General features: G+C 63.1%; 17 protein-coding genes and 1 pseudogene. 11 read left to right on the top strand and 7 right to left on the bottom strand.

The window, feature by feature from the left end:
• The first annotated feature begins 5 nt into the window (after positions 1-5).
• Entirely contained in the window at positions 6-803 is a 798-nt protein-coding gene (locus AC5FRW_RS05840; RefSeq protein WP_493567493.1) for a Sir2 family NAD-dependent protein deacetylase, read from the top strand.
• Here AC5FRW_RS05840 and AC5FRW_RS05835 read toward each other — a convergent pair.
• The gene (locus AC5FRW_RS05835) at positions 800-1,234 is read right to left on the bottom strand and encodes a DUF5793 family protein (RefSeq protein ID WP_493567492.1); all 435 of its coding nucleotides are present in this window, start codon (positions 1,232-1,234) and stop codon (positions 800-802) included. The two genes, AC5FRW_RS05840 and AC5FRW_RS05835, sit on opposite strands and share 4 nt — an antisense overlap.
• 146 nt (positions 1,235-1,380) lie before the next feature.
• Here AC5FRW_RS05835 and AC5FRW_RS05830 point away from each other — a divergent pair, with 146 nt between their 5' ends.
• From AC5FRW_RS05830 to AC5FRW_RS05820, 3 genes are all read left to right on the top strand, one after another.
• A complete protein-coding gene (locus AC5FRW_RS05830; RefSeq protein WP_493567491.1) occupies positions 1,381-1,977 on the top strand; it encodes a DUF7549 family protein in 597 nt (198 codons plus the stop codon).
• A gap of 103 nt (positions 1,978-2,080) precedes the next feature.
• A complete protein-coding gene (locus AC5FRW_RS05825; RefSeq protein ID WP_493567490.1) occupies positions 2,081-3,709 on the top strand; it encodes a type II/IV secretion system ATPase subunit in 1,629 nt (542 codons plus the stop codon).
• A gap of 1 nt (position 3,710) precedes the next feature.
• Complete coding sequence (locus tag AC5FRW_RS05820) at positions 3,711-6,134, top strand: type II secretion system F family protein (RefSeq protein ID WP_493567489.1); 2,424 nt, start codon at positions 3,711-3,713, stop codon at positions 6,132-6,134.
• Between the two features lie 81 nt (positions 6,135-6,215).
• Here the strand turns inward: AC5FRW_RS05820 and AC5FRW_RS05815 are convergent.
• Positions 6,216-7,573: pseudogene (locus AC5FRW_RS05815) on the bottom strand (RNA-guided endonuclease TnpB family protein).
• A gap of 44 nt (positions 7,574-7,617) precedes the next feature.
• On the opposite strand from AC5FRW_RS05815, the gene tnpA reads away from it, so the two are divergent.
• The 3 genes from tnpA (at position 7,618) to AC5FRW_RS05800 (ending at position 10,582) form a co-directional block, all read left to right on the top strand.
• Positions 7,618-8,016: an IS200/IS605 family transposase gene (gene tnpA, locus AC5FRW_RS05810; RefSeq protein WP_493567823.1), complete on the top strand. Its 399-nt coding sequence runs from the start codon at positions 7,618-7,620 to the stop codon at positions 8,014-8,016.
• Between the two features lie 88 nt (positions 8,017-8,104).
• Positions 8,105-9,766 (top strand): ATP-dependent DNA ligase LigA, encoded by a 1,662-nt coding sequence (gene ligA, locus AC5FRW_RS05805; RefSeq protein WP_493567488.1) that lies wholly within the window; start codon positions 8,105-8,107, stop codon positions 9,764-9,766.
• Between the two features lie 72 nt (positions 9,767-9,838).
• Positions 9,839-10,582 carry an MBL fold metallo-hydrolase gene (locus tag AC5FRW_RS05800; protein WP_493567487.1) on the top strand — a complete coding sequence of 248 codons (744 nt, stop codon included), beginning with the start codon at positions 9,839-9,841 and terminating at the stop codon, positions 10,580-10,582.
• A gap of 17 nt (positions 10,583-10,599) precedes the next feature.
• Here the strand turns inward: AC5FRW_RS05800 and AC5FRW_RS05795 are convergent, their stop codons facing one another.
• A complete protein-coding gene (locus AC5FRW_RS05795; RefSeq protein WP_493567486.1) occupies positions 10,600-11,937 on the bottom strand; it encodes a hypothetical protein in 1,338 nt (445 codons plus the stop codon).
• A complete protein-coding gene (locus AC5FRW_RS05790; RefSeq protein ID WP_493567485.1) occupies positions 11,937-12,512 on the bottom strand; it encodes a hypothetical protein in 576 nt (191 codons plus the stop codon). Before AC5FRW_RS05790 ends, AC5FRW_RS05795 begins: the two co-directional genes overlap by 1 nt.
• Before the next feature lie 193 nt (positions 12,513-12,705).
• Here AC5FRW_RS05790 and AC5FRW_RS05785 point away from each other — a divergent pair, with 193 nt between their 5' ends.
• A complete protein-coding gene (locus AC5FRW_RS05785) occupies positions 12,706-13,392 on the top strand; it encodes a DJ-1/PfpI family protein (protein WP_493567484.1) in 687 nt (228 codons plus the stop codon).
• 40 nt (positions 13,393-13,432) lie between these two features.
• Here AC5FRW_RS05785 and AC5FRW_RS05780 read toward each other — a convergent pair whose 3' ends face one another.
• From AC5FRW_RS05780 to AC5FRW_RS05770, 3 genes are all read right to left on the bottom strand, one after another.
• Complete coding sequence (locus tag AC5FRW_RS05780) at positions 13,433-13,636, bottom strand: hypothetical protein (RefSeq protein ID WP_493567483.1); 204 nt, start codon at positions 13,634-13,636, stop codon at positions 13,433-13,435.
• Between the two features lie 77 nt (positions 13,637-13,713).
• Positions 13,714-14,814 carry a DNA topoisomerase IV subunit A gene (locus tag AC5FRW_RS05775; protein ID WP_493567482.1) on the bottom strand — a complete coding sequence of 367 codons (1,101 nt, stop codon included), beginning with the start codon at positions 14,812-14,814 and terminating at the stop codon, positions 13,714-13,716.
• 2 nt (positions 14,815-14,816) lie between these two features.
• Positions 14,817-17,195 carry a DNA topoisomerase VI subunit B gene (locus AC5FRW_RS05770; protein WP_493567481.1) on the bottom strand — a complete coding sequence of 793 codons (2,379 nt, stop codon included), beginning with the start codon at positions 17,193-17,195 and terminating at the stop codon, positions 14,817-14,819.
• A 374-nt stretch (positions 17,196-17,569) separates the two neighbouring features.
• Between AC5FRW_RS05770 and AC5FRW_RS05765 the strand changes: the two genes are divergently transcribed.
• The 3 genes from AC5FRW_RS05765 (at position 17,570) to gyrA (ending at position 24,502) form a co-directional block, all read left to right on the top strand.
• Positions 17,570-19,996, top strand: coding sequence for a methyl-accepting chemotaxis protein (locus tag AC5FRW_RS05765; protein WP_493567480.1), 2,427 nt, complete (start codon positions 17,570-17,572; stop codon positions 19,994-19,996).
• A 107-nt stretch (positions 19,997-20,103) separates the two neighbouring features.
• Complete coding sequence (gyrB, locus tag AC5FRW_RS05760; RefSeq protein WP_493567479.1) at positions 20,104-22,029, top strand: DNA topoisomerase (ATP-hydrolyzing) subunit B; 1,926 nt, start codon at positions 20,104-20,106, stop codon at positions 22,027-22,029.
• A 1-nt stretch (position 22,030) separates the two neighbouring features.
• A complete protein-coding gene (gyrA, locus tag AC5FRW_RS05755; RefSeq protein WP_493567478.1) occupies positions 22,031-24,502 on the top strand; it encodes a DNA gyrase subunit A in 2,472 nt (823 codons plus the stop codon).
• Positions 24,503-24,520 lie beyond the last annotated feature (18 nt).

Raw genomic sequence — 24,520 nt, 5'->3', positions numbered from 1 at the left:
GAGCCATGGACGAGTCGACCGACGCGAAGATCGACGCCCTCGCCGACGCGCTACGGGAGAGCGACACGGCTGTCGTACTCACAGGCGCGGGCGTGAGTACCGCCTCGGGCATCCCCTCGTTCCGGGGCGAAGACGGACTGTGGTCGGAGTTCGACCCGAAGGCCTTCCACCGGCGACGACTCGACGCCGACCCGGCGGGATTCTGGGCGGATCGGCTCGACCTCCGGGAACGAATCTACGGCGATGTGGGCGGTGACGGCGAGGATAGCGAGGGATCGGACGGAGACGCCATCGAACCGAACGCAGCACACAAAGCCATCGCGGCCCTCGAAGCCGCGGGCCACGTCGACGCCGTCCTCACCCAGAACATCGACGGGCTTCATCAGGACGCCGGGAGCGAGGAAGTCATCGAATTACACGGCAGCCACCGCTACGTCGTCTGTGACGACTGCGGAGCGCGCCAGCGGGCCGACCCCGTCTTCGAGCGGGCGGTCGACGGGGAGTGTCCGCCGCGCTGTGAGTGTGGCGGGGTGTTGCGTCCCGACGTGGTACTGTTCGGGGAGTCCCTGCCCGGCGAGGCGATCGAGGAGGCAAATCGGCTGGCACACAGTGTGGACTGGTTCCTCGTCGTCGGGTCGTCGCTGACGGTCCACCCCGCCGCGGGACTGCCGAGTCGTGCGGCGCGCTCGGGGGCGACACTCGGCATCGTCAATCTGGAACCGACTGAAAAGGACGACGCGGCCGCAGTCGTCGTCAGAGATGACGTGACGACGATATTGCCGGCGATCGAACGACGCGTCTAGAGTTCGACGCCGCCGGGGATGAGACTCTCGCCGCGGCGGAGGCTGCCGTCCTCGTCGTAGACGAGCAGCATCTCCTTGTCGTAGACCGTCGGTGTCCCGTCGCCGTCTGTGATCCTGATCCGATAGCTCGCTTCGTCGTCGTCACTGGCGGCCCCGACGAGCGATTCGATCGCGGCCGGTTCGACGTTCGTTTCGAGGACGAAATCGCCCGTCAACCGATCGCTGATCGAGAGGACGCCCGTCGGCCCGCGGTCGTCACCCGTCAGTCGGTACGTTACGTCCAGATCGCTCCCGTCGACCGTCCCGTCCGCTGTCCGCAGACGCTCTGTGAGCAGTCCGTCGGGACCGTCGTACGTGATCGCGATGACCGGTCGTTCGTCCGACGATTCGTCGACGCCACTGCAGTCGACTTCGAAGTAGTCACGCCGCATCTCGTGGGTCGAAATACGTTGCGTGGCCCAAAGAACGTAACGGCGATTGGTACCACGTCACGCGCCACGCTTTCGACGGACGTGCCGTTCGCTGGTGTCGTCCGGGAGCCGATAGCTTTTATCTACAGTGGGACGCGGTCACGGGCATGACGTGGGTCAAGGCGGAATACGCGCCCGAGTTGGCCGTTCTCTCGACGTGGCTCTCGATGTTACTGCCGTGGTCGGTCGCCTACCACACGAACGGGCCGCTGGGGAGTATTCTGGTGTTCGTGCGCTTTAGCGTCCTCGAATTACAGCTCAGATTCCCCTCGACGATCACTTTCGAGGGAGTCCCCATCGACGTGGCACAGGCGCTCGATCAGGTGTACAGCGGCTTTCAGATCGGTGGGAACGTCTACGTCGCCCTCCCGCCGACGGCAGCCTTCGACTACGGGGGTCCGCTCGCGCTGGCGAACGGTCTCTGGACTGTCGCTGCGGTCGTCTTGCTGGTCGCGTTCGCGCTGAGTGTCGCCGTCTACACTGACGAGTCGCGGATGGACCGACTTCCGTATCCATACCCACGACTCGCCGGTGGATTGCTGGGTGGTGCGACGGCAACACTCACAGTCGCGACGGCGCTGCTGGCCGTCGAGACTGCGACCGTCGGGCTTCCCGTTCCGGTTGGACTGGTCGTCATGGCGCTGCTGTCGGCCGTCCTGTTGCGGGTGGATATCGTTCCCGACGCCCAGACCGACGGTGCCTAATCGGGAACTGCCCGACAGCGCCGAATTTCATTCGCAATATTTCGGGGGACCTGTTTAAGTACGAGGCCACGAAACTCCCAGTCAATCCTACGTGGGGCGATCGATGTCAGGTGACGAGACAACCGACGACGAGACCGGTTCGACACCCCTGTCGGGCGTGCGGACGTGGCTCTCACAGACCGCCCGAATGCTCAGCGGTGCTGCGGTTCCGTCGACGAACTACGATCCACAGCGCCACGGCCGACTCGTCAGTTACGCAAGCCCGGACCAGTACGACGAACTGGACCGCTACTGGCTCAACGCTCCCTTCGCGTTCGCGTCGATCAACTACGATCCCGACGCGGACGAACACTTCTATCAGGTCGTCGAACCCACACTCGACGAGTTCGAGCAGGACCTGCTCGACAGACTGTTTGAGGACATTCGCGGCCCGCTGATCTACCGTGACGACGTGAGCGACGACCCGGAAGCCGCACTCAAGGAGGCGCTTCGCGAGCGGATCGAAGAGTACGGCGTCGTCGTCGAAACCGAAACGTTCTATCGACTGTTGTACTACCTCTACCGGTCGTTTCTGGGCTACGGGCGCATCGATCCGTTGATGCACGATCCGTTCATCGAGGACATCTCGTGTGACGGGGCGGGGCTTCCTATCTTCGCGTATCACGACGGCTACACCGACATCGAGACCAGCGTCGTCTTCGAGGAGGGCGAACTCGACGACTTCGTCATCCAGCTCGCCCAGCGGTCGGGCCAACACGTCTCCGTCTCCGACCCGGTCGTCTCGACGACGCTGCCCGACGGCTCCCGGATCGAACTCGCGCTGGGCGAGGAAGTGACGCCCCGCGGGTCGGCCTTTACCATCCGAAAGTACGCCGACGAACCCTTTACGCCGATCGACCTGCTGAACTACGGCACCTTCAGTCTGGAGATGCTGGCCTACCTCTGGCTGGCGATCGAATCCAACAAGTCGCTGATCTTCGCCGGCGGGACGGCGGCGGGTAAGACCACCTCGATGAACGCCGTCTCGATGTTCATCCCGCCCCGCTCGAAGGTCCTGACCATCGAGGACACCAAAGAGCTGTCGCTGTACCACGACAACTGGCTCTCTTCGGTGACCCGCGAGCGGTTAGACGAGTCCGACATCACGATGTACGACCTGTTGCGCTCTGCCCTGCGCCATCGCCCCGAGTACATCATCGTCGGCGAGGTCCGTGGTGAAGAGGCGATCACGCTGTTTCAGGCGATGAACACCGGTCACACGACGTTCTCGACGATGCACGCCGACTCGGTCCAGACGGTGATCAACAGACTCGAAAACGAGCCGATCAACGTCCCGCGACCGATGGTCCAGAGCCTCGATATCCTCTGTGTGCAGGTGCTCGGTCGCTCCGGCGGCGAGCGGGTCCGGCGGGCCAAGACGCTGGCGGAGATCGAGGGCATCGACCAGCGGACCGGCGAACTCGACTACTCGAACAGTTACGCCTGGCAGGCCGAAGAGGACACCTTCGAGGAGTCCAGCAGCGACTTGCTCGACGAGATCAGGGCCGAGCGGGGCTGGAGTCAGTCGGACCTGCTGCGCGAGATGGACAATCGAAAGCGCTTCCTCCGGTACTTACAGGTCGAGGACATCACCGACTATCGGCGCTTTACCGCGATGGTCAACAAGTACTACGCCGACAGCGAGCAGGTGATGGCCGAGATCGACCGGGCTGGTATCGACGCCCCGACCTGACATGCAACTCGATCCACTGGGGACGGTCCCGCTGTTCGTGGTCATCGCGATCCTCTGTCTCGTGGCCCTCGCGATGCTCGACGAGACGTTCGACCGCTCGCTGACGCGCTTCAGTCGGCGGCTGTTCGGTCGGTACGTCCCCGAATCCGAGGCGCGGGAAACCTTGCTCAAATCGGCGTTCGTGTCCCACACCTATCGGACGTACGCCGCGCGGACGCTACTGTACACGGCACTCGCGGCCATCGTGGGATCGATCACTGGCGTCTACGCCATCGGCGCGCTCCTGCTCGCGATCCCTACCATCGTCGATCTGCTGCTGGGGCTGCCCCGGACGATGGTCAGCGTCCTCGGCATTCGAGGCTTCGAACTCCTCCTGACCGACCAGCAGATCCTCTTGATCGTGATGGCCGGCGGTGTCGCGGGTGGGATCGTCGCCGCCGGTCTCACCTACTGGCTGCGGTGGGAACTCCAGCGCAGTCGAGCGGCTGTCCGCCAGCGGGCGATCGACGAGGGGTTAGGGCGAACCCTCGCCTTCCTCTATGCGCTCTCTCGCGGGGGCGTTCCCTTCCCGACGGCGCTGGGAACACTCGCGGAGAACCGCGAAATATACGGTGCCAGCGCAGAAGAAGTGTCCGTCGCGGTCCGTCAGATGGAGCTTTTCGGGCAGGACATGATCACCGCCGTCCGCGGGATGGCGGATCGGACACCGAGTGAGACCTACCGGACCTTCTCCGAGAACCTCGCGAGCGTTCTCCAGAGCGGTCGAAGCCTCTCGACGTTCCTCAAAGAGCAGTACGAACGCACCAAAGCCGAGCGCGAGCAGCGCCAAGAGGAGATCCTCGAACACCTCGCGACCGTCGCCGAGGCGTACGTGACGGTGCTCGTGGCGGCCGTGCTCTTTTTCATCACGATCTTGCTGGTCTTCGGGCTGACGCTGACTGATACGCTCCTCTTCCTCAAGATGGTCGGCTACCTGATGATCCCGCTCGCGAACGTCGGATTCATGCTCTATCTGGGCCAGCGACTGGAGATTCTGGGCATCGGGAACGACAAGACGACGACGCTACTGGAACGACACGAGACGACGACGTTCGCGAAGCCGTCGGCCGACAAGCGGACCCAACTGGCGGACGGGGGCTACGCCGGCAGCGACAATCAGAAACGGCTCGCGCTGTACGACCGGCTGGCATCGATCAGGCGACTGATCACCTCGCCGGCCGAGACGTTGCTCTGGAACCCCGCACAGATCCTGTATGTCACCGTCCCGTTCGCAGTCGTCTCGATCCTGTGGCGCGGCCCGGCAGCGTTCTCGACCGAGGCGGTCAATCTGCGACTGCTCGACGACATTCTCCTGCAGGCGCTGCTGCTCGTACTCGTCCCCTACGCCGTCCTCAGAGAGCTGTACTCCTTCAGAGTCCGCCGGATCGAGGCTGCGACGCCGGAGCTGCTCGAACGGCTGGCGAGCCTCAACGAGGCCGGAATGACGGTCGTCGAGAGTCTCGAACGGATCAGGGGAACCGACGTGGGCCACCTCAGTGAGGAAGTCGAACGGATCTGGGCCGACGTGCGCTTTGGCGCGAACGTCGAGGATGCGTTGATCAGATTCGGCCGGCGTGTCAGAACGACCTCTATCTCACGGGTCGTGACGCTGCTGGTCAACGCGATGCGATCCAGCGGAAAGATGGGACCGATCCTTCGTATCGCTGCCGATCAGGCCCGATCTGACTACCGACTGCGACGCCAGCGTCGCCAGCAGATGCTCACCTACCTCGTGGTCATCTACATCTCCTTTCTCGTCTTTCTCGTCATCATCGCCTCGGTCCAGGAGGTGCTGGTGCCGGCACTGCCCTCTAGCGTCCCGACGCCGGAGAACACCGGTCGGCTGGGTGTCAACACCGATCAGTTCGAACGCCTCGGACAGGTCGACAAGGCAGCGTACACGCTCGTGTTCTTCCACACGGCGCTCGTGCAGGCCCTGTTCTCCGGGTTCGTCGGCGGCCAACTGGGCGAGGGATCGCTTCGCGACGGTGCCAAGCACGCCGCCGTCATGGTCGGTGTGGCCTACGTCGCCTTCCTCTTGCTGTCCTCGCCCGTGGCGTCGCTGACGATGGACAATCCCACCGCCGGTCAGGAGACGATCGTCGTCGACTCCGTGTCGCTGTCCGACGGAGGATACGTCGTGCTCTATCAGCAGGGCGTCGGTGAGACCGTGATCGGCCAGTCCGAATACCTCGATGCTGGGACCCACCGGAACGTCGAAATCGAGGTGACGGGGACGATACGAGAGGGTGGCCCGATCATCGCCGTCCCCCATCTGGACACGGACGGGGACCGCGTGCTGGAGTACGACGGATTCAGCACCGACCGACCGTACCCGGCACCCGGACAGGGCGAGTTCGTCACGGTCGAGAAAGAGCTCAGGTGAGCGATCAGAGCGGTACCGGCGCGGCATCGAAGGGTGTGTAAACATCCTCGGGCCCGGTGGCCCGAGGCTTTTCTAATTTCCTCAGCCGTGCGCTAGCACTCCCTGCTCGGCAAGCGAGCGGGATGAGGTTGGGCGGCTTACACGCCCCGACCCGGACAGACGCACCAACCGAACCTGCGGCTGGGTTTTGTGAGTCCGGTAATTCGTATTGTGACCGTCGAGTTTCGCCTTCTCTCGCCACGCGATATTCACCGACGCATTCCGGTCAGCGTGATCTTGCACCACGTCACACTCGTCGTTCGTACAGCGGAACCGCCGTCCCTGCCGATACCCCCGTTCACCACAGCACGAACACGTCTTCGAGTTGTAGTAAGCGTCTACGGTATCCGTGGGAATCTCCCGCCACGTCGCCTTGTAGGAGACGAATTTCTCGAACTTGTGGAACGGCAGTTTGTGCAATCGGCGGTTCATATACGACCCGTACTTGATTTCGTCGCGGATACCGCTCATATCCTCGAACACGATAACCGGATTCGAGAACTGTTCTGCGAACTCCACGACAGCACGGGAGAGACGATGCAATACCCACTCGGTGAACCTCTCTACCTTGTCACCGAGTTTCCGGTGGATACTCGGCTTCCCGTGTTGCTGACAGCGTTTCGTGATCGTGTGGTAGCGTTGGCGTTCCTGTTTGACTCGTCCATAATCGAGGACGAGCGTACCCTTCGTCCGCATCGTCTCGCGGTCGAGGGCGGTGAGCGAGACATTGCGCTCGTTGATGTCCACGCCGACCACAGTATCGGTGGTATCAGGTTCGGGCACGTCGAACTCGCGTGTGACCGTGACGTGTAGATAGTACACGCCATCGCGGTATCTCGAAGTGCGGAGCACTTCGATGACTCGTCGAAAATCTCCGATTTTCGAGACAGGAGTTCGGCCTGCCCCACATCCACCTCATCCGACGTGAGGGTATCTCGAAGCTCGTCCATTGCGTCCGGTTCGCCGCGCAGATGCCCGTTCACTTTCTTGTACGGCTTCGGACTGATGCGGACTTGGACGCGGTCTGTGTCTTCGTCCACGGTGAGGCGGTAGCCTTCCGTGTGCGCCATCACGAGCGGGTACGCACCAGATCTATCGGTGCTTGGAGGCGTTGGCTTTCCTCCATCTGGGTCGTCTTGTTCATGCCACCAGTCTAAGAGTGACTGGTAGGAGTCCCACGTTTGGAGGGCTTTGCCGACGACCGCACACTTGTTGTTCCGCAAGAAGTCGTCGCGGTCAACCTCCTTCTGTATCTCGGTGCGATTGTACCCGCGTTGTTTGAGGCGGATGGTGTCGTTGAATACTTCGCGTGAGGCGAGGCGGGCGTCGTGAAGCCACGACGGTTCACCAGACGCTACGTGAAGGCGCGTCTGGATCGTCTTTGTGGCTTCCTCACACATACGTTGACAATCGTTCCAAACTGTCATAAATGAGGGGGTTCAGGCTGGAAAAATATTGCATTCACGCACATTCTATTAGTTCCTGCAAGTATCACTTCGTCTGGTGTCCCAAGTACCGCCACCCGGTTCTGAATGTACTGGAGGAAGATGTGCGAGAGTTGTTTGGTGAGACTGCTGACCACTTTGGGCACGAGATTCTGGCGTTGGAGATCGCGGACGACCACGTACACCTATTCGTGCAAACAGACCCGAAGTACAGTCCGGCGGATATTGCTCGGCAATTCAAGTCGTACTCGGGGAAGCACTTGCTGGAGCGGTATCCCGAGATTCGGGAGTCGCATTTCTGGGGAGGTGGTTTCTGGAAGGTTGGGTACTACGTGGGAACAACGGGTGCGGTGTCGGAGGAAGTGGTTGAACGGTATATCGAGGAGACAGAACATTAGGCCGAGTGTCGGGCTTCACCCCAGACCCCGGTGGGTCGGGGAACTCGCCCTCGCAGGTTTTAGAAGCCCCGGCCGGTACCATCCGGTAATGGAGTTCGCCGACTTTGCGGCGGCCGCCGCCGACATCGAAGCCGAGAGCGCCGACCTCGCGAAGACTGACGGCGTCGCCGCGCTCTTCTCGACTGCCGGTGACGACCTCGCCGTCCTCGCTCGTCTCGTCCAGGGCCGGGTCTTTCCGGCGTACGACGCGACGAAACTCGACGTCGGGCCGAAGCTGTGCTACGAGGCGCTCGCTCGCGCGGCAGGCACGAACGTCTCGACGGGCGACATCGAGCAGCGGGTCGCGGACCTCGGGGAGATCGGTGCCGTCGCCGCCGATCTGGATCTGGGCGGCCAGCAGGGACTGGCGGCGTTCGGGGCTGGCTCTCAGTCCACGCTGACTGTCGCCGAAGTCGGCGACGAACTGACCGCTATCGCGACGGCCAGTGGCGACGGCAGCCGCGACAGAAAGGTCGAGACGCTCTTTGGCCTATTCAACCGCGCCAGCGACGAGGAAGCCCGCTATCTGGCTCGGATCGTCCTCTCGGAGATGCGCATCGGCGTCGGCGAAGGCACCGTTCGCGACGCCATCGCCGAAGCGTTCGACGTGCCCGACCCTGCCGTCGAGCGCGCCCTGCAGGTGACGAACGACTTCGGCCACGTCGCCGTCGTCGCGCGTGCCGAGGGGGCCGACGGACTGGCCGGCTTGCAACTCAGCGTGGGCCGCCCCGTACAGGCGATGCTCGCACAGGCCGGGACCGTCACCGACGCGCTCGACGACTGGGGGACCGCGGCCGTCGAGTGGAAGTACGACGGCGCCCGCGTGCAGGTCCACGACGACGGCGAGTCCGTCCGGCTGTTCTCTCGCAACATGGAGGACGTGACCGACGCGCTGCCGGAGGTCGTCGAGACGGTCGAAACGACCCTCGACAGCCCGGCGATCCTCGACGGTGAGGTCGTCGCCGTCGACAACGAGGGCGATCCACTCCCGTTTCAGGACGTGCTGCGGCGCTTCCGACGGAAACACGACGTGGCGAAGGCCCGCGAGAACGTGGCGGTGCGCCTCCACGCGTTCGACTGTCTGCACGTCGACGGCCGTGATCTGCTCGACGCACCGCTTACCGAACGACGCGACGCGCTGGCGGGGCTGGTCGGTGACGACGATACCATCCACTCGACGTTCTGGCTCGAAGAGGAGACAGACGCCATCGAATCGATCGCTGACGACGCGCTCGCCGCGGGCCACGAGGGGATCATGCTCAAAGACCCCGACTCGACGTACGCACCGGGCGACCGGGGCAAACACTGGCGCAAGCGCAAGCCCGACGTCGAGACGCTGGATCTGGTCGTCACCGGTGCCGAGTGGGGCGAGGGCCGACGGGCGACGTTCCTCGGCACGTTCGAACTCGGAGCGCGCACCACCGACGGCTACGCCACCGTCGGCAACGTCGCGACCGGGATCACGGACGAACAGCTCGCCGACCTGACCGACCTGCTCGAACCCCACATCACCAGCGAGGACGGCCAGACCGTCGACGTACGCCCGGCGGTCGTCTTCGAGGTCGGCTACGAGGAGATCCAGACCTCCTCGACCTACGAGTCGGGCTACGCGCTTCGCTTCCCCCGGTTCGTGGAAGTGCGCTCCGACGTTGCCGTCGGCGACGCCGACACGATAGACCGGGTCGAACGGCTGGCCGAGCAACAGGGCTAACGATCCCGCGAGCACGCTCGGGGTCAGGTCTGTCACGGGCGATTTATACGGCGATCACCCGTACGCCCGAGCATGACCGTCCACTTCGAGGACCTCACGCTGGACTGGCTGGGCTACGCGACGCTCCGTGTCGAAGCCGACGACACGGTGATCTACTTCGATCCGGGTCGCTACGGCGTCCTCACGGGCGAGTGGGACCCCCACGTCGAGGGGATCAATCACCCGCCAGCACAGGACTACGACGCCAAAGACGGCGACGTGGTCTGTGTCACGCACATCCACCACTACGACCCCGACGGCATCCGCCGGGTCGCCAGCGACGACGCGACGGTCGTCCTGTTTGAGGGCATCAACGTCCACGCGACCGACCGCGACGTGGACCGACCAGTCGACCTCGACTACGAGGTCGTCGAGATGTCGATGGAGGACGACCGCCTCGTCGCCGACTGTCCCCTCTGGACCGTGCCAGCGTACAACGAGGACGACGGCCCGAACCTGAACGACGACGGCACGCCGATCCATCCGAAGGGGATCGGCTGCGGGTTCATGATCGAGATCGGTGGCGAACGCGTGTTCTGGCCCGGTGACTCCGACGTGCTGCCCGGCCACGCGGAACTCGACGTGGACGTGTTCGTCCCGTCGATCGCCAAGAACTACACGATGGATCGACACACTGCGGCCGAACTGGCCGAATCGATGGGTCCCGATCTCGTCCTTCCGATCCACTACAACACCTTCGAGTCACTGGAGGGCGACGACGAGGCTTTCGCCGTCGACGTGGCGAGCCGTGGCGTGCCTGTCGTGCTGGATCACTGACGGTCGACTGCGAGAGATTACGCCACCGCAGCAGTCAGCAGATACTCGACTTCCTCGGCGACGGCCGAGGCCTGCCGGGCCTGTGACTCGGCGTAGGCGAACCGGCCGGCGGCGCTGTTCACTGTCGCCGCCGTCGAGCCGGTGTCTAGTCGGCTCGATCCGTCTTTGATGCCTCCGATGGCCGGTTCGACGAACCGCGTCTCGAACCGATTTTCTCTGTCGAGGGTGGCTTCGACCGCCTCGACGGCTGCTCCGCGCAGTGTGTCCAGTTCGTCCGTCGACGGCGTCTCGTCGAACCGCCCGTTCTGGATCTCCTCGACGACCGTCTCCAGCGTCGAGAGCGCCGACCGACGCATTCCGGCTTCGATGACGCCAGTGGCATAGGAGGACTCGCCGATCGCGTCGTGGAGGTCGCTGTTGGAGTGGTCCCGCACGATGTCACGAGCGACGCTGAACCAGACTTCGGCCGGCGTTCCTGACACGTCGCGGCCGAGCGCTTCGATCCCGTTTTCGAGGTACCGTTCGAGCCGAGTCTCCGTGAGCCGAGCGCGCCGGCGGAGCCAGGTCGCCGTCTGCATCATCGGCGGTCGATACGTCACTCCGTCCGCTGGTATCTGCTCCCGGAACCGACGAGCGTCGGTGAGATCCGCCTCCGCACCCTCGATCTTGCCGACGAGATAGCTGACCATGTCCGGGTCGTCGGACGCTTCGTCCGGGAAGGGCGGATACGGCTCCAGTTCCCGAGCCACGTTCGTGAGGATGCCTTCGAGAAGCCGATGCCGGAAGACCACGCGCTCCGGGTCAGTTCCACGATACTCGTGGGCTGCGACGAAGTCACTCCGGGCCGAGCGGATCGCGTCCCGGCGCTCCCTGAGAGCTGCCCGGTCGATCTCTCCCCTGGCCGCCCGATACCGGCCGAGCAGGGCTGCGGCGTCGACGCGGGTCTGTTGCCAGTCGGACAGGCGCCGATGAGGTGGTTCCTGCTCGTCGGCGTTCTCACCGGTGCCCCCATCGTCCCCGTCGCCACCCTCCTCGTCGCCTTCCGATTCGATCCTGTCGAACAATGCCGTTCGTTCGTCCGCGATCTCACTCGCAGTCGCTTCGTTCGGGAGCGACACCGATTCGGGCACCTGATTGAGCAGCGCCACGGCACGGTCGCGGTGAAATTCGATCATCGATTCGGTGACCGTGAACGGATACGAGTACGAATCGTCGGGCACGGACCGCTGGGCGATCTCTCGAAGCCGTCGCTCGTCGAACTTCGATCCCGTCGAAATCGCCGAACAGCCCGCGAACGCGGCGAGGGTGCCGCCGGCAGCCGCCAGCGCGCCGCGGCGGGTCAGTTCGTGGGGCATCACTGTCCCTCCGCCGTGTCTCGGGGACCCAACCGGTCGACACACTCGCTGCTGATGCTCGTCGTCGGCCGGTCGAACTGGTCGCTCGGGAACGGGACCCTGATCGCGATCCCGAGATCGTCCTGCTCGCCCGTCTCGCACGCCCGGTCGGCCGGCAGTCGCTCCCGACACAGCCCCACCCTGAGTGAATCAGATCCCCGCCAGACGCTCTCGACGCGCTGGCGGTCGCACTGTCGAATTTGGCGCTGGTACAGCAGAACGGACCAGTGCTGGAAGTCAGTCTCCCGAACGAACGACTCGAACTGTGCCGCCTCTGCGTCGAACGAGACGGCGTCGAGGTCGTCACTCGAACCGAGCACGAGCGGACGGCCGTCGTCGCCACCGTCACCGTCGCCGGAATACCGGTACGGCGTTCCGTCGGACCGTCGGAGGGTCGCGACGTAGTACTCGGTCACCGGGTCGGTCCGTGGCATCTCGGTCGGCGTTGAGTCCCCGTCGAACGACTGACAGCCGGTCAGAGCTAGACTCGACAGTCCGGTAGCTGCGCGGAGCACGCTGCGGCGTGTGGAGGGCATCGTCTTAGCGAACGCTGCGCGGTGTGCAAAAACCCGTCGGCAGCGATCTCGTCTACCCACGTCCTGATCTCGACAACCGACAGAACCGCTCATTGACGGACTCTCGACTTTCTCACCCACTGAACGCTTTCGGTCGCTCACTTTGCTGCCGCGCCCGAAAGGAGGTTACACCACACACCCGTACAAAGGGTGCATGACTTCTGCACTGTTCGTCGTCAGCGAGGACGGCTACTGGGGAGAGGAATGCATCGAGCCACTCACCACACTCTCGGATGCCGGCGTCGATATCACCGTCGCGACGCCGACCGGGAACCCGCCGGTCGTCGACGAACGATCGGTCGATCCCGAGGAGGTCGGCGAGGAGACCGCCGCACACGTCCGCGAGGTCGCCGAGAGCGACGAGCGCCTGAACGACCCGATCGCACTGGCCGACGCCGACGCCGAGGACTACGACGCGGTCGTCTTTCCCGGCGGTCACGGTGCCGAGTGGGACATCACACAGGACCACCACGCCCGAACAGCGCTTCGCACGGCCGTCGAGAGCGGCGACCAGAAAGCACTCGTCGTCTGCCACGCCGTCGGCATCCTCGCCTTTACCCGCGACTCCGACGGCGAGATGCTCGTCGACGGTCGGGACGTGACCGGCTTCCCGAACGCATGGGAGGAGGGAATCGTCGACGACCGCGACCTGCTGCCCGACGGCCGGAAGCTGCCCTACTGGGTCGAAGACGAAGTGATCGCTGCCGGCGGCAACTGGGACGCCGAACTCGACGCCGACACGTCGGTCACTGTCGACGGCGACCTCATCACCGCACGGGGGCCGCCCTCCTCCCACGCCGCGGCGGTGACGCTGCTCTCGGAACTCGGCATCGAGGAGTGACTCTGAGAGGCTGTCGCCCCGATCCAGTCGCGCGGCGGGGTCATCCTGCTCTGTTCCGCGGATCGAGCGCGTAGTAGACGACAGTCATCGAGAGCGTCAGCAAACCGGCACCGGTCACATCCGGTTTTCCGATCAGTGCGCTGAACAGCAGGAAGAAGAGACCGGTCAGAATACCGATCAACGCCGCGTAGCCGCCGCGTGACCGATTGTCTACCCACGTATCGATCCAGTCGAAGCGACTCATCCGTTGGGTCCTACAGCACGCCCATCTCACTGAGCCGTTCCTCCTGATCTCCCGGAACCGCTGTTCGATGCACGCCCTCAGAGCACGCCCATCTCACTGAGCCGTTCCGGGAGATACGTCTCGGTCACGAAGTCCAGCCCACGCGCTGCGAGTGACTGCTGTTCGGACTTCTTCCCGATGTCGAGTTGCAGTTCGATCTGTTCTTCCCAGAACTCCGTCTGGAAGCGCGGGTCTTCGAGTTCGGATTCGAGGGCGTTGATGTCCGAATCGGAGAGGGGGTCCGTCGGCAGGTCGTACTCGACGATGTCCTGTGGCCGGATGCCGACGTACATCGCCTCGGGGGTCGCGAGGTACTCGGAGAGGTGTGCCGACTTGATCGACCCGTAGGCGACCGAGCCGTAGATTCGGTACGACCACGGGTCGCCGTCGGCGAACACCACGACGGGAAGGTCGAGTTCGTCGTGCATGCGCTTGATGAGTCGCCGCGTGGCCCGGGCCGGCTGACCTCCGAGGTGGACGACGATGCAGTTGTACTCGTCGTCGAAGCCGTTCTCGACGAGGCGGTCGCGCATCCCACCGGTCTCCACCGCCATCACGAAGTCCGCGTCGTTGTCGAGGAACTCGATGGTGTCGGGGTTGTTCGGAATCTGGTAGCCACCCTGTCCAACGTCGTCCTGACAGTGGATCTCTCGGTCGCCACGGCGGGTCTGCTCGCGAAGCAACAGCGGTCCCATCACCTTCGCGCCGGACTCCTCGGGGCGCATGTGGAAGTCCTCGCGCTTGACTTCCGAGACGATCTCCAGGTCCTCGATGAGGTTGTTGGACTCGTCCTGACTGTTGAACTGCGCTTCGTCGAGGTCCCACGACTCCGAGAGGTAGTACAACTCACGCAGGGTCGACGAGCGGTTCTCGTCGAGTTGCTGGGCGAGGAAGTCGATGGTGTAGGTCGCTTTCAGGAGCTTCTGTGCGCCGGAGACGGTCTTTGCCGAGCGGGTCGACGACCGGTCGCCGTACACCCACACGTCCTTGTCCTCGTCGTACTCGATGTTCGACTTCGTGCGTGTCGGAATCTGCATCGACGGTACGTCGCCGTCGGCGAACTGATCGTAAAAGTCCGCGGCGAGGTCGAGCAACTGTTCGCGGGCCTTCTCGTCGTTGGGATTGATCTCTGTACTCATGATTATGCGTTCACCGTGAGTTTCTCCTCGGCGACGCCGTCGACCGCGATGTCGAACTCGGCGTCACCGTCGACCGTGTATTCGAGGACGGCGTCGTCGCCGGCCGCGACGGTGGTCTGCCACTTGACGAACCACTCGCCGTCCATCTCGACGACGTTCGCGCCGTTCGTTACGGCGGGTTCGACGCTCACGATGTCCGTCAGATCGATATCGGCGTTCGTGTCGTCGTTGTTCTCGACGACGACCCGGACAGTGTCGCCCTCGACTTCGCGCTCGACGAGGACGTTGTTCATGATCCGGGCCATCGAGTCGTCGATGTGGAGGTCGTCCTTGCCGGTGACCTCCGAGAGCTTCTCGGCCATCTCCGGCAGGATCGTCGCCAGTTTGTTCTCTTTCTTCCGGCGCTTTTGCATCGACCGACGCTTGTTCAGGTAGCTCTTGAGGTCGCGTGCGGCCTCGCGGATCGCCAGTTCGATCTCGGATTCGATCTCGGGAATGTTGGCGACGGCGTCTTTCGATTCGCTGGTGAAGGGGACGTTCGTCGAGGCGATGTGGACCATGATCACGGCCTCGTCGTTGGGGATGCCGCTGCCGCCCGGCTGATCCAGCCCGTAGTTGCGCCAGTTGATCCCCTTGACCACGTCGGTGGTCGCACACGCGCCGCGCTGGTACACGAGCGGGACGCGGTTGGCAAAGCGCATGACCTGGGCCTGATCGTGTTCGATGTCGCCGCCGTAGGCGATGCCGGCTTCGACGATGAAGGGGTCACCGCCGTGGACCGAAGCGTCTCGGGTCGAGGCGGCGTAGAAGTCGGCGTCGAACTCCTTTTTCAGGCCAGCCTCGACCAGTTCGGCCGTGATCGGTGCGAGGCAGTCCGTCGGCGGCGCGATGATGTCAGTCTCACGCATCGCTTCCAGCAGGTCACTGGCAACGTCGCGGTCGTCGGCGATATCGCCGACGTTGGGTGGGTCGTCGGGTACCTGCGACGCCACGTCCCAGAGGGCGTCGACGATCTTCTCGCGCGCGGTCTCGCCGAAGGTCACGTCGTCCATGTCTTCGGTCATCTCCGCCGCGCGGTCGACGTAGTCTTCGAGGTCGTCGTAGGTCACGCGGTGGCGACCCTCGTCGTCGAACTTATCGGCGATGCGCTCGGCGATACCCTGGACGGCGGCGTCGTCCTTGCGCGTCGTCGTGACCTCGTCGACGAGTTCGTACACGTCCGGCGTGCGCTGGGCCGTGATCTCGTCCCACGCGGCCGCGACGGCGGCCTCGCGGACGGTCGTTCCGAACGTCTTCTCGTAGTCGTCCTCGATTCGGTCGGCGTGACCGTCGACGATTTCGACGAGGCGACTGTGCGCGACTCTGCCCGCTTCGGCGACGGCCTCGGCGACCGAGTCGGCGAACTCGGCGGTCGCCTCCTTGCCCTTGTTCGAAACTGCCTGCTGGACCGCTCGGGCGACATCGGCGTCCTCGTGGCTCTGGGGGCCGTACCACGACATCTCCCGGCCGAAGTGGTGATCGTTGAAGTTCGCGATGACCTCGTCGCTCGTCTTCTGGCCCACGCGGGTGAACTCACCCTGCATGAACCCTGAGACGGAGTACGAATCCGTCGCTTCGAGCATCTTCAGGAGCGTCCCGAGTTCGACGCCGTGGGGGTGGGGGCGGATCTCTTCAGTCTCTGCCGGGAGCTGATCGGTCGTCCGCTCGTACTTGAGGTGTTCCTTTGGCTCGACGAGTTCGATGCGGGCGTGGGGATTGACCACCGCAGTGTGCTTGATGTAGTCGTGAAGCTGCTGGCGAGCCCGCATGTTCGCCTCCATCTCAAGTTCGATCCGGGTGCCGTGTGGCCGCTCCCAGGTCGTCGTGTCCTCGACGCTGATCTCGGGTTCGTTGGCGTCCGTGTCGACGATCAGTTCGAAGTACTGTGCGTCTGCGGTTTGCTCGGTCCGACTGGTGATCTTCGCGGGCTTGCCGCTGGTCTTCTGAGAGTGGAGGACGGCCGCCGAGATACCGATCCCCTGCTGACCCCGGTTCTGCTCGCGCTTGTGGAACCGGGAGCCATAGAGCAGCTTCCCGAAGATGTTGGGGATCTGTTCTCTGGTGATCCCGGGACCGTTGTCTTCGACGATGAGGCGGTAGTAGTCCCCAGCCTCCTGAATCTCGACGTAGATGTCGGGGGTGATTCCGGCCTCCTCACAGGCGTCGAGCGCGTTGTCGACGGCCTCCTTGACGGCCGTGACGAGCGCCTTGGCCCCCGAGTCGAACCCGAGCATCTGCCTGTTCTTCTCGAAGAACTCGGCGATGGAGATGGATCGCTGGCTCTCGGCCAGTTCGTCGGCGATCCCCTCGCCCTCCCCGAGTCGCGACTGATACGAGGTCATTCGTGGCGATACGTATCAGCGGACAGCTTAAAAGGTGTTCGCCACCGGAGTGAAAGTGGTTTGCAGGGCCAGATCGACCTCACGGCTAAACACATCTGCTTTCGGGAAAACAGCGATATAGCGATCAGTACACCGATTCACCACTCTTGGTGCAAGTGGGACACCGAGTATTCTATAACGGTGGGGGTGAGAACCGTCTCTGATACTATCCTGTGGCCGCTAATCGGCTATTTTTCGTCGTTATTCTTATTTTCTATCCGACGTAGCCACTGAATATTTATAATGGTAATGTGTGCAGGATCTTTAAATCAGACTCTAAGAGACTACGTAGTGACGTACAACAACTCGTAGAAACTGGTTGGTGATTTTATTCAATGAATATAGATAGCTGGCTTCCAGATCTCCTCCGAAAGAGCTACACGAGAAAGTTTGCAGTTGTCGCGCTGGCGATACTATTACTCGTCGCTGGGATCGGTCTCGTGACCGTACAGACGGTCTCCAGTGAGGTCAGTGAACAACAACAGCAAAATCTACTCACGAACGCTGAACTCGAAGGTGATGCCGTCGATCAGTGGGTGACGACGCAGCGAAACACAGCCAGAACGGTCTCGAAACAAAGCTCGCTCAAGCTCGGCAACGAGCTCGAATCTCGGGCTGCACTCAGAAGCGAGCTGTCACACCTCCCGCCAGAAGTCGAGACGCTCTATTATTTTGAGCAGGAGAGTGGCACGATCATAGCGAGCACGGATCCTGATCTCGAGAATCAGTCCATCTCGGAGACGAATATCAAGTGGCCACAGGGCATTCCCTACCAAGAGGTCTCGTTCGATGGGCCCGAATCAGTCGTTCAGTCCTGGGTGTACACTGATCAGAACGGGGCACCATCGGTGGTAATGGTCTCACCAGTTCCGGGAACGAACTACATATTTGGATTGAAAATCCGGATGAGCGAACGTGCTGAGCGGTTCCGAAGCTCTATCGAGGGGACGCGGACGACAGTGATCGGACGTGGCACCGGGGACGTTCTGCTGGATCGGAACGAGAGTGCTATTCTCGGAACCTACAGTGGCTCCGGCGCTGAAGAGATCAGAACCGCCGTCAACAACAACCAGAACGGCACACTGGTCACGGATGACTCCGTCGTCGCATACACGACCGCTCTTGGTGGCGATGCAAACTGGGTGGTGGTGAAAAAAGCACCCAAGACGGCCGCTCTGCGTACGCAGTCACAGGTCCAGCAGAATATCTTCGTGCTGATCGGAACGGCACTGATCGGGCTGGTGCTACTGATCTTTATGATCAGGCGAGGGCCGATCAGCTCGATGAAAGAGCTGTCCTCACAGGCGAGGGCGCTCGCAAACGGGGACCTCGACATCGAGATGTCCGACGACGGCCGAATCGACGAGGTCGGACAGGTCCGCACGGCGGTTCGCGATATCACGTCGTACCTCCAGACCGTCGCCGACCAGGCCGACGCGCTGTCACGACAGGACTTCGACGCCGCCGCCCTCGACGAGCCGGTTCCGGGCCGGCTCGGCGACTCGCTGGACGCGATGCAAGCGGATCTGGAGGCGTTCATCGACGACATCGAGACGGCTCGCAACGAGGCGGAAGTCGCCAAACAGGACGCCGAAGCTCTCGCTGACAGCCTCGAACAGCAGGCAGCGGAGTTCGGAACGGTGATGGCACGGGCCGCAGACGGCGACCTCACCCAGCGACTCGATACGAACATCGACAACGACGCGATGCGGGACATCGCGGAAGCGTCCAACGAGATGATCGCGGAACTGGAACGAACCGTCGTCGAAATCGAACGATTCGCACGCGATGTCAACGATTCGAGCGAGGAGATCTCGGCCAGCGCGAAAGAGGTCCGAACTGCGAGCGAACAGGTCGCCGAGACGATTCAGGAGATCTCCAGCGGGGCCGAACAGCAAAACGAGAACATCCAGCAAGTGACAGACGAGATGACCGATCTCTCTGCGACGATCGAGGAGATCACGTCCTCGACCGACGAGATCGCGACCAAGGCCGAGCGGGCCTTCGAGACCGGCGCACAGGGTCGTGAGTACGGTCAAGAGGCGACCGAAGAGATCGAAGCGATCGAGCGAAAGGCGACCGAGATGTCCGAGCAAGTCGAGACGCTCGCGACCGAGGTCGAACGGATCGGTGAGGTGGTGACTCTCATCGACGAGATCGCCGATCAAACGAACATGCTGGCGCTGAACGCCTCCATCGAGGCCAGTCGGGCCGGCGAGGCCGGCGAAGGGTTCGGCGTCGTCGCCGACGAGATCAAGGAACTCGCGGCCGAAACACAGGAGGCGACCGACGACATCGACTCGATGATCTCCGAGATCCAGTCGGTGACCGACGAGACTGTCGCAGACATGCGCGAGATGGGAGAGCGGGTCGACACCGGTCAGGAGACGATCAGGGAAGCCACCGAGGCCCTCGACGAGATCGTCGAGCAGGTCGAGGAGACCAACTCCGGCATCCAGTCGATCAGCGACGCGACGACAGAACAGGCGGCGTCGACGGAGGAAGTCGTCGCGATGGTCGACGAAGTCGGGTCGATCAGCAAACAGACGAGCGCACAGACCGAGAACGTCGCGGCCTCTGCAGAGGAGCAGACCGCCTCGATCACGGAAGTCACCGAGAACATCCGAACGCTCTCGGACCGAGCGGGCGATCTCAAGGGACTCGTCGAGTCCTTCGAGACGGAGGCAGACGGCACCAGCGGGCACGGCGATGGCGACCAGAGGGGCAAAGCGGCGACCGGACCGGCTGACGGCCAGTCGTGATCCCGTCTGCACTATCAGACAGGGGCTGAACTGTCAGACGGCGCAACCGCTTCGCGTGCGCGTGCGGGAAGTTTAAGACCCCCGCACGACTAGACGCAGTAGATTCTATGTCACAGGACCGTGATTACGGTGCGGAACAGATTCAGGTTCTGGAGGGGTTACAGGCCGTTCAAAAACGGCCGGCGATGTACATCGGTTCGACCGACTCCAGAGGCCTCCATCACCTCGTCTACGAGGTCGTGGACAACTCCATCGACGAGGCACTGGCGGGGCATTGCGACGAGATCACCGTCACGATCCACGAGGACGATTCTGTCTCTGTCTCCGACGACGGACGCGGGATTCCGGTCGACACCCACGAGAAACACGACCGGCCTGCGCTCGAAGTCATCCTGACAGTCCTGCACGCTGGCGGGAAGTTCGACAGCAAGTCCTATCAGGTCTCGGGCGGTCTCCACGGCGTCGGCGTCTCCGTGGTCAACGCCCTCTCGAAGTGGCTCGAAGTCGAGGTCAAGCGCGATGGTGCGGTCTGGAAACAGCGCTTCGACCACGGCGAGCCAGAATACGATCTCGAACGGGTTCGCGATATGGAACCGAACGAGGAGACGGGAACGAGCATCCGGTTCTGGCCCGACGACGACATCTTCGATGCCACCGACTTCGTCTACTCGACGCTCGCCTCGCGGCTTCGCGAACTCGCCTTCCTCAACTCAGGCGTCGAGATCACTCTCGAAGACGAGCGCGACAGCGAGTCCGAGACGTTCGTCTACGAGGGCGGCATCAAGGAGTTCGTTCAGTATCTCAACGAAACCAAGGAGCCGCTGCACCGCGACGTGATCTACTTCGAGGGCAGCGAGGACATCGAGGAGGGACCGGTCCAGGTCGAGATCGCGATGCAGGGCACCGCGGAGCTACAGGGATCGATCCACGCCTTCGCGAACAACATCAACACGCGCGAAGGTGGGAGCCACATGACCGGCTTCAAGACAGCGCTCACACGCGTGGTCAACGACTACGCGACCGAGAACGGTCTCCTGAACGACCTCGACGACACCCTCAAGGGCGACGACATCCGCGAGGGCCTGACCGCCGTCATCTCGATCAAGCACCCAGACCCGCAGTTCGAGGGCCAGACCAAGACCAAACTGGGCAACAGCGAGGTCCGGGGCATCGTCGAGTCGACGATGCACGACGGGCTGGGGACCTTCTTCGAGGAGAACCCCGACACCGCCGAGGCGATCATCGGGAAGGCCGTCGAAGCCGCCAAGGCACGGAAAGCGGCCAAAAAGGCCGAAGAGCTGACCCGGCGCAAGTCCGCGCTCGAATCGACCGCACTGCCCGGCAAACTCGCGGACTGTCAGACCCGCGACCCCGACGAGGCCGAACTGTTCGTCGTCGAGGGTGATTCGGCCGGTGGGTCGGCAAAGCAGGGCCGTAATCCGGAGTTTCAGGCGATTCTCCCGCTTCGCGGAAAGATCCTCAACGTCGAGCGACATCGCTTGGATCGGATTCTGGAGAACGACCAGATCCGCAACGTCATCACTGCGCTGGGGACCAGTATCGGCGACGAGTTCGACATCGACGACATCCGCTACAAGCGCATCATCATGATGACCGACGCGGACGTCGACGGGGCACACATCCGCACGCTCCTGTTGACGCTGTTCTATCGTCACATGAAGCCGCTGCTGGAAGCCGGCTACGTCTACGCCGCCCAGCCACCACTCTATCGGGTTCGGCACAAGGGTGAGACCTACGACGCGATGACCGAGGCAGAACGCGACCGAATCGTCGAAGAGAAGTGCGACGGGAATCCGAGTCAAGTCCAGCGGTTCAAGGGACTTGGCGAGATGAACCCCCAGCAACTCTGGGACACGACGATGGACCCAGACCAGCGTATCCTCAAGCAGATCACTATCGAGGACGCCGCCGCCGCGGACAAGATGTTCTCGGTGCTGATGGGCGACGCCGTCGAACCGCGCAAGGAGTTCATCAAGGAACACTCGCCGGAAGCCGAATGGGTGGACATCTAAGATGAGTTCGGAAGCACCTGATCCGACGGACGTGACTGCCGCCTCGCGCGTCGACCGCGTCCGCATCGAGGACGAGATGGAACAGAGCTACATCGACTACGCGATGAGTGTCATCGCCGGTCGTGCGCTCCCGGACGTACGTGACGGTCTCAAGCCCGTCCACCGGCGCATCCTCTATGCGATGCACGAGATGGGAGTCACCTCCCGCTCGGCCCACCGCAAATCCTCCTCGATCGTCGGGGAGACGATGGGTGACTACCACCCCCACGGCGACAGCGCCATCTACGACACGCTCGTGCGCATGGCTCAGCCGTTCTCGATGCGGTATCCACTGGTCGACGGCCAGGGGAATTTCGGCTCGATGGACGGCGACCCCGCGGCCGCGATGCGATACACTGAGGCCCGAATGGCCTCGATTTCCGAGGAGTTACTGGACGACATCGAGAAAGACACCGTCGACTTCAAGTCCAACTACGACGACCGCCTGCAGGAGCCAGCAGTCCTGCCCGCGGCCGTCCCGAATTTGCTCGTCAACGGGTCCTCGGGCATCGCCGTCGGGATGTCGACCAACATCCCGCCACACAATCTCGGTGAAGTGATCGACGCGACGACACACCTCATCGACAACCCCGACTGCGAGGTCGAGGACCTGATGGAACACGTCAAGGGACCGGACTTCCCGACCGGCGGCAACATCGTCGGCAAGGACGCTATCTACTCGGCCTACGCCACTGGTCGGGGCCGCCTGCGCGTTCGAGCGGAGTACGAGGTCGACCACGAGGACAACACGATCGTCGTCACGGAGATTCCGTTCCAAGAGAACAAGGCCCGGATGGTCGAGCGCATCGCCGAGGATGTCAACGAAGGCTCGATCGAGGGGGTCTCGGACCTGCGTGACGAGTCCGACCGTAACGGCGTTCGCATCGTCATCGAACTCAAGCGCAGCGCCAACGTCGACGTGGTCGAGAATCAGCTACTGGAGAGCCATCTCGAATCGACCTTCGGCGTGATCAACCTCGCGCTGGTCGACGACGAACCCCGCGTGTTGACGCTGAAAGAGACGCTCGAACACTACGTCGAACATCGCCGCGAGGTCGTGCGCCGTCGCTCGCAGTTCGAACTCGACGAGGCCGAGGACCGCGCTCACATCCTCGAAGGCCGACTGAAGGCCCTCGAAAACGTCGACGACGTGGTCGAGCTGATCCGCAACTCCGAGGACCGCGACGCGGCCAAGACCGGGCTACAGGACCACTTCGGCTTCTCCGAGGAGCAGGCCGCCCACATCGTTCGGATGCAACTGGGCTCGCTCACGTCGATGGAGACCGCCGAGATCGAATCGGAGTACGAGGACGTACAGGCCCGCATCGAGCGGCTGGAGGAAATCCTCGGGAGTGAGGAGGAACTGCTCTCGGTCATCAAGGACGAACTGCGCGAGATCGCTGAGGAGTACGACGACGACCGCAAGACATCGATCCTCGAAGCCGAGGGGCAGGTCACTCACGAGGACCTCATCCCCGAGGAAGACTGTGTCGTCGTCATCACCGAGGACGACTACATCAAGCGCATGCCCGTCGACGCCTTCGACCCCCAGAACCGCGGTGGCAAAGGGATCATCGGCGCGGATCCCAAAGAGGGTGATCGCGTCTCGAAGGTGTTCCGGGCAAACAGCCACGACTACCTGCTCTGTTTCACCAATCAGGGGCAGGTCTACCGGCTGAAGACCTACGAGATTCCCGAGATGTCCCGCACTGCACGCGGGAAATCCGCGGTCAATCTCATCGATCTGGACGACGGCGAGGAGATCACCGCCGTCGTCTCGACGGACGACTTCGAAGAGGACGAGTGCCTGACGATGGTCACCCGGAACGGCTACGTCAAGCGCACCTGCGTCGAGGACTTCGAGAACATCCTCTCGACGGGGATCATCGCCGCCAAACTCGAAGACGGTGACGCGCTCGTCGACGTGGAAGTGACTGACGGGTCCAAGGACCTCGTCATCGCCACCGAAGGCGGGATGACGATCCGCTTCGACGAAGCCGAAGCCCGCGAGATGGGACGGTCGGCACGCGGCGTCAACGGCATCAAACTCAAAGATGGCGACGCCGTTGCCGGTCTCGTCGCGACGGACGACGACGACGACCGATCGCTCCTGACGGTCACCAAGCGAGGCTACGGCAAGCGCACCCTGCTGTCGGAGTACCGCCGCCAGTCCCGGTACGGACAGGGACTGATCGACATCAAGACCGACGACCGCAACGGTCCCGTCTCGACGGTCAAGGCCGTCCCCGAGGACGACCACCTCGTCATCATGAGCGAGAACGGCCAGATCATGCGCATCCGGGCCGGCGACGTGTCACAGGTCGGCCGCAACACGAAGGGTGTCAAGATCATGGCACTCGACGGGGACGACCAGACTGCCAGCGTAACCGTGGTGCCGGCAGCAGTCGAAGACGACGAAGCAGACGACCAATAGCGGGCAGACCGCGCCGCT

The sequence above is a fragment of the Halomicrobium sp. HArcht3-1 genome (assembly GCF_058933345.1).
The sequence above is the reverse complement of the archived record's forward strand: the minus strand, read 5'-3'. Positions and strand labels throughout refer to the sequence as shown.